The sequence below is a fragment of the Novosphingobium sp. NBM11 genome, from assembly GCF_015390225.1.
GTDB lineage: Bacteria > Pseudomonadota > Alphaproteobacteria > Sphingomonadales > Sphingomonadaceae > Novosphingobium.
In genome coordinates this window covers 702,414-714,502 of the sequence record NZ_VUOG01000003.1, presented here as the reverse complement: position 1 = coordinate 714,502, position 12,089 = coordinate 702,414, and the positions used below count along the sequence as shown (strand labels likewise).

Sequence of the window (12,089 nt, the reverse complement as noted above, 5' to 3'; positions counted from 1 at the left end):
GGATGCGCGTGTCCCGCCTCACTCGACGAAGATGTCGAGCGGCAGGACCGCCGAAACGATAACGTTGGGAACGTCGACAAGCTGGCCGATGCGCAGGTCCACGGCGGCGGCGCAGATCGCATAGGCCTGTTCGCGGGTGTATCCCTTGTTGGTCGCGATCCAGTCGATCATCCGCAGCAGCGCGTCGCGCGCGGCGAGCGAGAGGTCTTCGGACAGGTTGGTCAGCGCGGCAACCTTCGGGCTGTCGAGATAGGCAAGGTGCGGCGGCACTTCGCCCGCCTTCTTGACCGGCATCCCGACGATGGCGTGGAAGCGGCCGGGTTCGGTGTTGCGAAGCTGGCTGCCGCCGGTGACGTGCGGGAACACGATGTCCTTGCCGCCACCCTTGATGACTTCGCATTTCAGCGTCACGCGCGCGGCCATTTCCACGGCCGTGCCGCAGACCTCGCCATCGCCCTGCGCGAAGTGGATGTCGCCGGTCCACAGGCCCGCCCCGTCGACGAGAACCGGGAACAGGATCGTGGTGCCGACCTGCATCGCCTTGATGTCCATGTTGCCGCCGTTCTCGCGCGGGGCCACGGTGCGCAGGCCTTCGGCGGCATAGGGAGCGCCTTCGCCGAACAGCTTTTCCGGCACGGCGCGGCCCGGATCGGGCATCAGCACGAAGCCGCCCGCTGCCGCCAGGGCGCCTTCACGCTCCAGCGCGGCGGCGACTTCGGGCTTGCCGGGCAGCACACCGATCGAACCGGGGAAGGCGCACATCGGAATGCGCACGCCGGGGATCTGCTCGGAAACGGCGCAGAGCCTATCCAGCTTCCAGTTCGCGATGAACGGGCCGGAGATGACATCGCGCAGATAGCCGAAGCCCGGCACAATCGCGGTATAGCCATAGTCCGACGGCGCGATGTCGACGATCGTGACCGCCAGCGCATCGCCCCGTTCCGCGCCCTCGATATGGACCGGGCCGGTCATCGGATGGACACGGTTGAGATCGCAGGCGGCGACCTGTTCAGGCGTGGTGTCGAAATCGAACTGGCTGTCGAACGCGTCACGCGTCTCATAGACGACATAGTCCCCCGGATTGGCGCGGGCGACGGGCTCAAGCGCCCAGTGCAGGCGGTTGAAGCAGTTCGGATCGTCCTTGGCAGTGGCTCCGCTGCGCTTGATTTCGACGGTCTTCGACATGGCGCTCCCTCGTTCTGTCCGGGCATGGCCGGACCGTGGTCTGTGCGGCCATGATGGGGGTGTCCGCCGCTTGCGGGCTATCCCCGTGCCGTGCCGAATAGCCAGCTACCGCATCAAACCACGCCCCGGTCGATCACGGCGAAACCCGCAATTCCTTCATTCCCCGCCACCATTCGATCGCGCTGAGGTGTTTCTTCCAGCGCCCTGAGGCTAGCGCGCCTGCGCCCCGATGATGTTGCATGAAAGGGTCACGAAGACGCTTGCCGGCGTCCCGTGGGCAGGCGGAGCTTCCGGCAATATCGCGTAGAGCTATCCAACAGAGCGCGAAGGCCGGATCGGGGAAATCACATCGGGAGGAATCCAATCATGACACAGCACAACACGCCGGCCAGTCCTGCCGGCCTGACGGCCCATCACACCACGCGAACCTTCCGGCTGCTTGTAGGCGCATCGCTGCTGGGCCTCGCCCTGCCCGCCGTTGCCGCCCACGCCCAGTCCGCATCCGCCGAAACGTCGGCCGGCGCGGCCGAGGAAGCGAACACCGGCGTCGAGACGATTACCGTAACCGCACGCCGGCGCGCGGAATCGCTGCAGGATACGCCGATCTCGATCTCGGCAATGACCGGCGAAGGCATTGCCGCGCGCGGCATCGAGAACGTCACGCAGATCGGCGATTTCACGCCCAACGTGAAGTTCAACAGCTCCGTCCCGGTTTCGGCCAGCAACGCCACGGCCGCCATCTTCATCCGCGGCATCGGCCAGAATGACTACCAGCTTTCCGCCGATCCCGGCGTCGGCCTCTATCTCGATGGCGTCTATATCTCGCGCGGGGTGGGCAACGTGCTCGATGTGCTCAATATCGAGCGCGTCGAAGTGCTGCGCGGTCCGCAGGGCACCTTGTTCGGCCGCAACACCATCGGCGGCGCGGTCAGCGTGGTGACCAAGAAGCCGTCCGAGACGCTGAACGGCAATATCGAAGCCACGACCGGCAGCTTCAACCGCTTCCAGATCAAGGGCAGCATCGACGTTCCTCTGGCGCAGGGGGTCTATTCGAGCTTCGCCGGCTTCTACCACCGCCGCGACGGCTATGTGAAAGGCATCGTTCCCGGCGCGCCGGACCTGGGTGATACCGACAACCTTGCCGGCCGCTTCGCGCTTCGCCTCGAACCGTCCAGCAACGTGACCATCGACCTCGCCGTCGACGGATCGCGCACCCGCGAGAACTCGGCGCCCAACGTCGCGCTCAAGATCAACGAGAACGCACCCGCCGCGCAAGTGTGGAACGCGCTCTATTCCGGCGCGGCGGCGATCTGCACCAATCTTTCCAACCCCGCCCGGCTCAGCGACCAGCGCTGCTTCAACAGCCAGTGGGCGGTCGGCCCCTACCGCCACGGCGGCACCTTCACGTCGATTTCCAGCGTTTTCACCAACGGAAACCCCAGAAAGTACCAATCCGGTTCCGACGTGAACATCTGGGGCGCATCGGGCACAGTAGAGTGGAAAATCTCGCCCGAAATCGCGGTGAAGTCGATCACCGCCTACCGCAAGGTGACGGGCTTCTGGACACGCGATTCCGATCACAGCCCGGCCACGATCGTCGAAACCAACAGCGACTGGAAGCAGGACCAGTTCTCGCAGGAACTTCAGCTTCAGGGCAAGATGCTGAACGGCAAGTTCAACTGGGTGCTGGGCGGCTACTATTCGAGCGAGCACGGCAACCACAGGGACCTCGTCAACATCGTCGATGCCGTGTTCCTGAGCGGCGCGGTGCTTGACGGGGAGAGCCTCGCCTTCTTCGGCCAGGGCACCTACGAGATCGTGCACGATCTGAACCTGACCGCCGGCGTGCGCTGGACGCAGGACAAGAAGACGTTCGGCAACGCCAACCAGTACGTCGTCGAAGCCGGCTTCCTGACCGGCGCGCCCTACAACCCCGACGGGTCCGGGCTCAAGAACGGCGATCCGCTGATGGGGCCGCTCGGCCAGCGCGCGACGATCAAGGACAAGGCGTGGACGCCGATGGTCAGCCTTTCCTATCGCTGGAGCCCGGAGCTGCTGACTTATGCCTCCTACTCCGAAGGGTTCAAGGGTGGCGGCTTTACCCAGCGCGTGTTCCCGCCGTTCGCCTTCATCCCCTCGTTCAAGCCGGAAACCAGCAGGACCTACGAACTGGGCTTCAAGAGCGATCTCGCCGGCCGGCGCCTGCGCCTGAACGGCGCGGTCTTCCTCAACGACTACAACAACCTGCAGATCACCGTGAACGACCCCACGCTGGGCTTCGCGCCGATCATCCAGAACGCCGCCAAGGCCCGCATCAAGGGCTTCGAGCTGGAAATGCTGGCGCGCCCGGTGCCGGCGCTGTCGATCGAGGCGGGCATCGGCTATCTCGACGCCAAGTACCGTCAGGTGGACCTGCGCGCGCTGAGCGCGGGCGTGACGACCGCGACCAGGCTGCAGAACGCGCCCAAGTGGACGCTGAGCGCCGGCGCATCCTATGCGATCGAGGCCGCGGGCATCGGTACCTTCACGCCGCGCATCGACTGGTCCTATCGCTCGACGGTCTACAACGACGCGGTCAACACGCCGGAACTGGTCCAGCCGGGCTATCACCTCGTCAACGCCTCGATCGGCTTCAGTGACGAGGACAAGCGCTGGGGCGTGACGCTGGGCGTCAAGAACCTGACCAAGGCGCTCTACCTCGGCTCCGGCTATGCGGACTCGTTCGGCGGTATCATCGAGGGCGTCTACGGCCGTCCGCGCGAATGGTACCTCAGCGCGCGCACGTCGTTCTGATCCCGTGGCGGAAGCGGCCCGGCACAATCCCGTCCGCTTCCGCCACCCCGGCTCGTTCATCAAAGGCCTGGCATCATGACCGAACCATCGTCGCTTGAGGACCGGATCGCCCGGCTCGAAGCGCTGCGCGCGATAGATGACCTGATTGTTGCGCTGGGCCGGGCGTTCGATGGCGGCCCTTCCGCCGATGCGCTGCGTCCGCTGTTCACCGTAGATGCCACCTTCCGCATCGACCGCTACGGCGATCTGCAGGGCCGCGATGCCATTGCCGATGGCGTGGCCGGCAATGCCGATGCGGGTTTCCGCTGGACGCTGCACTACCTCGTCTCTCCCAAGGTGGAACTGGCCGCCGACCGCACGGTGGCCGACGTGGAATTCTATCTCTGGGAGGTCGCAACCGCGGCCAGCGGACGCGCCTACTGGATCGGCGGCCGTTATCTCGCCACCACGCGGTCCGATCGGGGCCAATGGCGCTTCAGCTATCTCGAACTGATCGCCGATCTCATTTCCCACTATCCCGCGGGCTGGTCGCCAAAGCCCGGGGCACTCGCCGACGCCTGAAACCGACCACAGAGAGGACACCTCGACGATGACTGACCCCGCCAGCACCACGCTGAAGCCGGGCGCGGAGACGTTCGCCCACCTCGGCCGCAGCGTGGCTGCGATCCGCGCCGAACTCGGCACCGAACCCGTATCGGTGGACGCCATCCGCGATCCGGCGATCTACGAACTGGAGCGGGAGAAGATCTTCCGCCGCACCTGGCTGAAGGTGGCAACCACGTCGGAGCTGCCCGCCATCGGTGACTACAAGGTCAAGGACCTGCCGGTCATCGACGCCTCGGTGCTGATCGTGCGCGGCAAGGACGGCGTGGTCCGCGCGTTCCACAACGTCTGCACCCATCGCGGCAACAAGGTGGTGCCGACCTCGGACGCCGAAACCTTCGGCCGCGCGCGCGCCGGCGTCGTCACCTGCCGGTTCCACGGCTGGGTCTTCGGCACCGACGGCCCGCTGCGCTCGGTGCCGCTGGAGGACCATTTCGGCACGCTCGACAAGGCCTGCCTCGGCCTGCGCGAGATCGCCTGCGATACCTGGGAAGGCTTCGTGTTCATCAACATGGCCGATCCGCCCGAACAGACGCTGGCGGAATATCTCGGCGATTTCGGCACGCTGTTCGGCGGCTATCCCTATGCCGAAGCGACGACGGCCTATCGCTATTCCACCGTGCTCGAATGCAACTGGAAAGTCGCGCTCTATGCCTTTTCCGAAGGCTATCACGTTCCCACGATCCATGCCGGATCGCTGCCGGGCTTTCGCGGGATCGAACATTCCGATTTCAAGCTGATCGGCCCGCACGCCTCGTCCACGATCTACGGCCTTGGCATGGAAGCCGCCGCTTCCACCGCCGAATGCGCGCGCGTGCTCCACGGTAGCGCGGCCCATGCCCCGCATCCCGAGCAGGTTCCGCCCGGGATCAACCCGACGCGGCGCGCGGATTTCCAGTTCGAGCTGCCGAACGTCTTTCCCAACCTGCTGATCCATCTCGCCGCCGGCTGCGGCTATCCGGGCATGGCCTTCTTCACCCACCAGTTCTGGCCGCTCGACCACGGGCGGACCCTGTGGGAGGGCATCAACTACTTCCGCCCGGCGCGCAACGCGGCCGAACGGGTGGCGCAACTGCATGTGAACGCGCTGCATCGCAACGCCTGGCTGGAAGACACGGCAACGATGGAAGACACCTTCACCGGCATCCGTTCGGGCGCAATCGATACCATGCAGCTCATGGATCAGGAGTTCCTGATCCGGCACGCGGCGCGCACGCTGGACCGCTATCTCGCCGCCTGAACGGAAAGGATCCTCCGATGACCGATACCATCACCCTGCCCGCCGGCTTCGAAGACCTGACCGAGCTTGCGGCACACTGGGCACGCGCCACGGAAAATGCGCGGAGCGCCATCCGCTGGGCCGCTTCGGCGCAGGATTTCGCGGCGTTCTACACCGCCTTCATGCCACGCCTGCGCGCCGCGCTTGATCTGCTCGAACAGGTCCCGCTCGACGCGATGGACGAAGCACAGACCAACCTGTTCGAACTGGCCTGCGCCTTTGCCGAGGCCGCGCCCCACCACGAGCTTTATGGTGGCAGCGCGGACGTGCCGCACAGCTTTTCCGCACGCCGGTTCGTCCCCGGCCACGGCGACACGGCTTCGCGGCTGTAGGCGGCTCAGCCGGGCGCGAAGACCTGCTCCAGCAGGCCGGCCGCGCCCGGCGCCACGCATTGCGCCACGTTGAAGCGCATGAAATCGGGCGCGGTCCGCGTCAGGCTGAAAACATCGCCGGGGGCCAGAACTACCCCCTGCGCCAGCGCGGCGCGCGCGCATTCGGCGGCGTCCATCCCGCCAGGCAATTGGCACCACAGGAACATGCCCGCGCGCGGTTCGATCCACGGCACGATGCCCAGCGCGCCCAGCCGTTCGATCGTGGCGCGCCGGGCCTTGCGTAGCCGGGCGCGCAGCGTCTGCACATGGCGGCGGTAACTGCCGTCCTGGATCACGCGCAACACCAGTTCGCTCGACAACCGCCCCGCCCCGAAGGCCGTCGCGATCGACAGGTCCACCAGCCGGTCCATCCAGTCGGCGCGGATCGCGACGTAGCCGCAGCGCACCGCCGCCGACAGCGTCTTGGAAAAGCTGCCGATCTGGATCACCCGCTCCAGCCCGTCGAGCGCGGCCAGGCGCGGAGCGGGTTCCTCGTCGAAATCGGCGAAGATGTCGTCCTCGATGATGGTCAGGTCGTGGGCGTCCGCCAGCCGCAGCAACCGGTGCGCGGTGGTCAGCGAAAGGGTGGCCCCGGTGGGATTGTGGACGCCCGAATTGGTGATGTAGAGCCGCGGACGGTGCGTGACGAGCGCGTGTTCGAACGCGGCAAGGTCCGGCCCTTCCGCCGTCATCGGCACGCTGACCACGGTGACGCGGTGCGCGCGCAGCAGCGCGAGGAAATTGAAGTAGCAGGGATCGTCCACCAGCACGACATCGCCGGGCGCGATCAGCAGCCGGCAGAGAAGATCGATCGCCTGCGTGCCGCTTTCGGTCAGCATGATCTGGCCGGGGCCGCAATGCACCCCGCGTTCGCCGAGGCGCCGGGCGAGGATCTGCCGCAGCGCGGGAAGGCCCAGCGGCGTGCCGTAGTCGGCCAGGGCGCCACCACCGTCACGCGCCAGCGAACGCAGCGCCCGGCGCACCTCCTCCTCCGGCAGCCATGCGGGCGGCAGCCAGCCGCAGCCGGGCTTGGGCAGTTCGCCGGGGCTTTCGAGCGACTGGCGCGAGACCCACAGCGGATCGATCGCCCGGTCCAACCGGGGCGCGATGTCGGCCAGCGACAGCGGCTCGCCCTGCCGCGCGACATAGAACCCCGATCCGCGCCGCGCCGAAACGGTGCCTTCGCTCGCCAGCCGGTCATAGGCTTCAACGACGGTCGACTTGGACACGCCCGCCGCTTCCGCCGCGCTACGGATCGAAGGCAGCTTCGCCCCGGGCGGCAGCGCACGCGAGGCGATCTGGCGGCGCACCTGCCCCATGACCTGTTCGACGAGCGTGCCTTGCGATGAGGCCATGATCCGAAACCTTATTGCCGATTGAACCAGTACAGTTTGTTTCAACCTTACTGGATTGTCCCTGTCGCCCATCGCCGCTTCCGAGGCAAGGAGGTTGCCGGAGGACTTATGGAGAAATCGCTCGAAGGATGGTTCAGCGGCCTGATCGGCGTGGTGATCTTCAGCGGATCGCTGCCGGCGACACGCGCGGCGGTGATCGATCTCGATCCGCTGTTCCTGACGCTCGCCCGCGCCGCCATCGCCGGGCTGATCGCGCTGGCGCTGCTGGTCGTCCTGCGCCAGCCCCGCCCGGAACGGCGCGATCTGGTGCCGCTCGTTGTCGTGGCGCTGGGCGTGGTCGTGGGTTTTCCCCTGCTTACCGCCGTGGAGCTGCGCCACATGAACGCGTCCGCATCGATCATCTTCACCGGCCTGCTGCCGCTGTCGACCGCGACGTTCGCGGTGCTGCGGGCGCGCGAACGGCCGGACCGGCGGTTCTGGCTGTTCGCCGCGCTCGGCGCGATGTGCGTGGGGAGCTACGCCTGGTCGCCGTCGCTGCGCGCCGACCCCACCGGGATTGCGTTGATGATCGCGGCGGTAATCGTCTGCGGGCTGGGCTATGCCGAAGGTGCCGTGCTCTCGCGCCGGCTGGGCGGCTGGCAAGTGATCTGCTGGGCGCTCGCGCTGACGCTGCCGGTCTCGCTCGGCGCGCTAGGGCTGGCCACGGCGCCGGTGTGGAGCGCGGTCGGTGCGCCGGCCTGGCTCGGCCTTGGCTATGTCTCGCTCGGCAGCATGTTGATCGGCTTCATGTTCTGGTATCGCGGCCTTGCGCTGGGCGGGATCGCGGCCGTGGGGCAACTCCAGCTCGTCCAGCCGCTGCTGGCGCTTGGCCTGGCCGCGCTGCTGCTGCACGAGCCGGTCGGCATGGACATGGTTGTGGTACTCGTTCTGGTGATCGGCTGCGTGGCCGGCGCCCGTCATTTCTCGCTGCGAAAGGCTTGATGCATGACCCGCTATTCCTTCCAGATCGTCGACGTCTTCGGCACCGGCGCGTTCAGCGGCAATCCGCTGGCGGTCGTCACCACGCCCGAGGAAATGGATCCTGACACGATGCTGCGCATCACGCGCTGGCTGAACTTCTCGGAAACGACCTTCCTGCTGCCACCGACCGACACGGGCGCGGACTATCGCGTGCGCATCTTTACCCCGGCGCGCGAACTGCCATTCGCCGGGCATCCCACGCTCGGCACCTGCCACGCCTGGCTGGCGGCGGGAGGAACGCCGCGCGAGGCCAACGAGGTCGTGCAGCAATGCGGCGCGGGGCTGGTGCGCGTGCGCCGCGCCGGGTCCGCGCTGGCCTTCGCCGCCCCGCCGACGATCCGGTCCGGCGCGGTCGAGGAGGACAAGCTCGACGAGATCGCCGCCGTGCTGCGCATTCCGCGCGACGCGATCGTCGCGTCGCGCTGGGTGGACAACGGCCCGGGCTGGGTCGCCGTGCGGCTGGCCTCGGCGGAAGCGGTGCTGGCGCTCGATCCGGTGCGCTGGCACGGGGCGACGATCGACCTCGGCGTGGTCGGGTCCTATCCCGCGGGTCATCCCGCCGCTTACGAGATCCGCGCGTTCTTCAGCGATCCGTTCGGCGGCCTGATCGAAGACCCGGTATGCGGCAGCCTCAACGCTTCGGTCGCGCAATGGCTGATCGGCGAAGGGCAGGTCAAGGCGCCCTACCACGTTACGCAAGGCGCGTGCCTGGGCCGGGACGGGCGGATCACGGTCGAGGCCGATAGCGAAGGCCAGGTCTGGATCGGCGGCCATACCGCAAGCCTGTTTGCCGGGACGGCGGACATCTGAACAACGCTTGGCTAATTTCCTACCAGGTAGTACCACCATGGCATCACAGCCTGGTGGTACACCCCGCATATGCAGCTTTCCCCGACTGACGGACATTTCGGCAGACTGGTGGAGCGTATCGTTGCCGGCGGGCCGGTCGTGGCGCTGTGCGCCCCTCCGGGCTTCTACAAGGGCCGGCTGGCGCAGGCGGCGGCGCGGCGCCTGCACGGCGCGGGCACGGACGGGATCGCGGTGTTCGGCCTGTGGGAACATGGCCGCGATCCGCAGGCGGCGGCCGAAGGGTTGCTGGCCGGAACGGCGCCGGTCACCGTGATCGAGGAAGCCGGCGCGGCCGACGGCAGGTTGCTGGCGCAAGTGCTGGACCGGATCGACCTTGAACGCGCCGACCGCCGGGTGATCTTCACGATCCACCAGCCCGGCGATCTGCCGCTGGCGCGCATGGCCCTGCGGACGCCGATCGACGTGCTGGACGCCGATGCCTTGCGCCTGCGCCCGCAGGATATCGCCAGCACACTGAAAGGCTCGCTGCGCCCGGCGATCCGCGCCCGCATCCAGGCCCTGGCCGGCGCCTGGCCGGTGGCGCTGGACGTGCTGACCCGCTGGGCCGCCTCTGCGCGCGAGGTGTCTGCAAGCTGGAGCGATCTCGACATCGTGCGCGAAAGTGGACTCGGCACGTTCATCGCGCAGGAAGTGCTGGCGTCGCTCACACCGGCCGAATGCGCCGCGCTGACGCACGCCAGCTGGCTGGACGCGCCCGATCTGGCGACTTTGCGAGCGATCGACAGCCAGCGGCGGGAAGACACGGTCGTCGCCGATCTCGCCTATCGCCTGAAAGGGCTGGTCGACCGGCAGGGCCAGCGCATCCATCTCCATCCCGCCTTGCGCGTCCTGCTGCGCGACGGACCACAGACCGCAGGCGCGGGGGAGGACCGCGAGAGCCTTCTGCTGGCCATGGCCGACCACTATTCCGGCACGGGCCAGCTTGCCGAAGCTGCCACGCTGGCCCGGATGGCAGGCAATTCCGGCCGTATCCGCGAATATGCCGATGCGCATGGCGCGCTGCGCATCTGGATCGTCCACGGCTTTCCCGTTCTGCGCGAACTCGTCGAGAAATCCAGCGTGGAGGACGTGGCTGCCTCGCTCGTGCTGCGGATGATGGACTGCATCGTCCACCTCAAGGGCGGCCGCATCCGCGTGGCGCAGCACCTGTACGAAACGCTGGCGGCGGAAATGGCGCAGGCCGGGATCGGCCCGCCCGATCCGCTGGCGCGCGATCTGGAAATCGTGCGCGTAACGCTGCTGGTCTATGGCTGCTCGCTGGAACGGACGAACGACCTTGAACTGCTGCGCGGCCTGACCGCCGAGCAGGCCGAAGACGCCGCCCTGCGCAGTTTCCTCTCGACGCTTTCGTGCATCCTCAATTCGCAGCGCGCCCGGTTCGATGTGGCGAGGGCCAGCCTGATCGACGCGCGCGCACAGGCCAAACTGGCCGCTTCGCATTACAACGTCATGTTTCTGTTCATGCACGAAGCCGCGATCCACCTGGCCGAAGCAAGGCTCAAGCAGGCGCGTACCTGCATGTCGGAGGCGCGCCGTCACTGGCAGCAGGGCTTCGCGCATGATGTGGGCGTGGAAACGGTGATCGCCGCGCTCACCGGATCGATCGAGTACGAAGCCGGCCAATTGACGAGCGCGCGCAATTCGGTCCGCAAGTCCGCGCACAGGATGCCCGACGCCGAAGCCTGGTTCGACATCTACTTCCTGGCCTATGAAACGATGGTGCGGCTCAACCGCATCGACCATGGCCTCGGGACCACCCTGCGCGCCATCGAGGACGAAGTCGGCAAGCTGCGCGCGCAAGGCCTGCCGCGCGTGGCCGATCTGGTGACGGGGATTGGCCTGTGCATCGTCGGCGAGGAAGCGATGCAGGGCAACGAAAGTCCCGTTCCCCCGGGCTGGATCGCGCCGGAGCCCGGGCCGACGGCCAGCTGGCAGGAGCACGAGGTGTATACGCTGGCCCGCTTCTATGAACTGCGCGCCGATGGTGCGCGCGACCTGGCCGACGCGCTTCTCGAAACCGCGCTGGAGCGTGCGGCCGCGCGCGGGCTCGAACGATCGCGGCTGCGCTTCCTGCTCGCCCGCTTCAGCGCCGCCTGCATCGATGGCGAGGACGACCGCGCGCGCGATCTGCTGGGCGCGGCCATCGCGATCGGCGCGCGCACCGGGACCAGGCAGATATTCCGCGACATGGCAGGCCCTCTCCTCGCCACTCCGCTGGCGCGCTTGCGCGAGGAGGCCCGCCTCGACGAGGTCGGACTCGCGTTTGCGGAAACGCTTGGCAACCGGCTGCGCGACCGGGGCGGTGCCGGCGCGAGCGCCCTGTCCGAGCGCGAGCGCGAAGTGTTGCGGCTGCTGGAAGGCGGCGGTTCGGACAAGCGGATCGCACGCCAGCTGGCCATTTCCGAACACGGTGTCCGCTATCACCTCAAAAGCATCTACAAGAAGCTGGGCGTCCACGACCGGGTCTCGGCGATTGCCGCTGGCAGGCGGTTCGCATCCGCCTGACTACTAATCCGAGTAGTGCCGTAATCCGATGCACTATCTCATGACTACCATGTAGAACCCTTCCCCTCCCAGCCGGGCGCGTTGCGCACCGGCCACGGCGCAGGAAAG

Annotated in this window: 9 protein-coding genes; 7 read left to right on the top strand and 2 right to left on the bottom strand. The window is 67.4% G+C overall.

Annotation, left to right across the window (positions count from 1 at the left end; genetic code table 11):
• Positions 1 to 18: 18 nt before the first annotated feature.
• Positions 19 to 1,185, bottom strand: a complete 1,167-nt coding sequence (locus tag F1640_RS23360; protein WP_124808535.1) for an acetamidase/formamidase family protein — start codon at positions 1,183 to 1,185, stop codon at positions 19 to 21.
• Between the two features lie 366 nt (positions 1,186 to 1,551).
• Between F1640_RS23360 and F1640_RS23355 the strand changes: the two genes are divergently transcribed.
• The 4 genes from F1640_RS23355 to F1640_RS23340 all read left to right on the top strand — a co-directional run bounded on the left by F1640_RS23355 (position 1,552) and on the right by F1640_RS23340 (position 6,192).
• Entirely contained in the window at positions 1,552 to 3,978 is a 2,427-nt protein-coding gene (locus tag F1640_RS23355; protein WP_124808534.1) for a TonB-dependent receptor, read from the top strand.
• Positions 3,979 to 4,053: 75 nt separating this feature from the next.
• Positions 4,054 to 4,539 (top strand): nuclear transport factor 2 family protein, encoded by a 486-nt coding sequence (locus tag F1640_RS23350; protein WP_124808533.1) that lies wholly within the window; start codon positions 4,054 to 4,056, stop codon positions 4,537 to 4,539.
• Positions 4,540 to 4,567: 28 nt separating this feature from the next.
• Positions 4,568 to 5,821, top strand: coding sequence for an SRPBCC family protein (locus tag F1640_RS23345; protein ID WP_124808532.1), 1,254 nt, complete (start codon positions 4,568 to 4,570; stop codon positions 5,819 to 5,821).
• 17 nt (positions 5,822 to 5,838) lie between these two features.
• Complete coding sequence (locus F1640_RS23340; RefSeq protein WP_124808531.1) at positions 5,839 to 6,192, top strand: hypothetical protein; 354 nt, start codon at positions 5,839 to 5,841, stop codon at positions 6,190 to 6,192.
• A 5-nt stretch (positions 6,193 to 6,197) separates the two neighbouring features.
• Here the strand turns inward: F1640_RS23340 and F1640_RS23335 are convergent, their stop codons facing one another.
• Complete coding sequence (locus F1640_RS23335; protein WP_190287171.1) at positions 6,198 to 7,586, bottom strand: PLP-dependent aminotransferase family protein; 1,389 nt, start codon at positions 7,584 to 7,586, stop codon at positions 6,198 to 6,200.
• A gap of 108 nt (positions 7,587 to 7,694) precedes the next feature.
• Between F1640_RS23335 and F1640_RS23330 the strand changes: the two genes are divergently transcribed.
• The 3 genes from F1640_RS23330 to F1640_RS25925 all read left to right on the top strand — a co-directional run bounded on the left by F1640_RS23330 (position 7,695) and on the right by F1640_RS25925 (position 11,981).
• Positions 7,695 to 8,567: a DMT family transporter gene (locus tag F1640_RS23330; protein WP_194921957.1), complete on the top strand. Its 873-nt coding sequence runs from the start codon at positions 7,695 to 7,697 to the stop codon at positions 8,565 to 8,567.
• Positions 8,568 to 8,570: 3 nt separating this feature from the next.
• Positions 8,571 to 9,416 carry a PhzF family phenazine biosynthesis protein gene (locus F1640_RS23325; RefSeq protein ID WP_124808529.1) on the top strand — a complete coding sequence of 282 codons (846 nt, stop codon included), beginning with the start codon at positions 8,571 to 8,573 and terminating at the stop codon, positions 9,414 to 9,416.
• A gap of 108 nt (positions 9,417 to 9,524) precedes the next feature.
• On the top strand, positions 9,525 to 11,981 hold the full coding sequence (locus F1640_RS25925) for a LuxR C-terminal-related transcriptional regulator (RefSeq protein WP_190287170.1): 2,457 nt from the start codon (positions 9,525 to 9,527) through the stop codon (positions 11,979 to 11,981).
• Positions 11,982 to 12,089 lie beyond the last annotated feature (108 nt).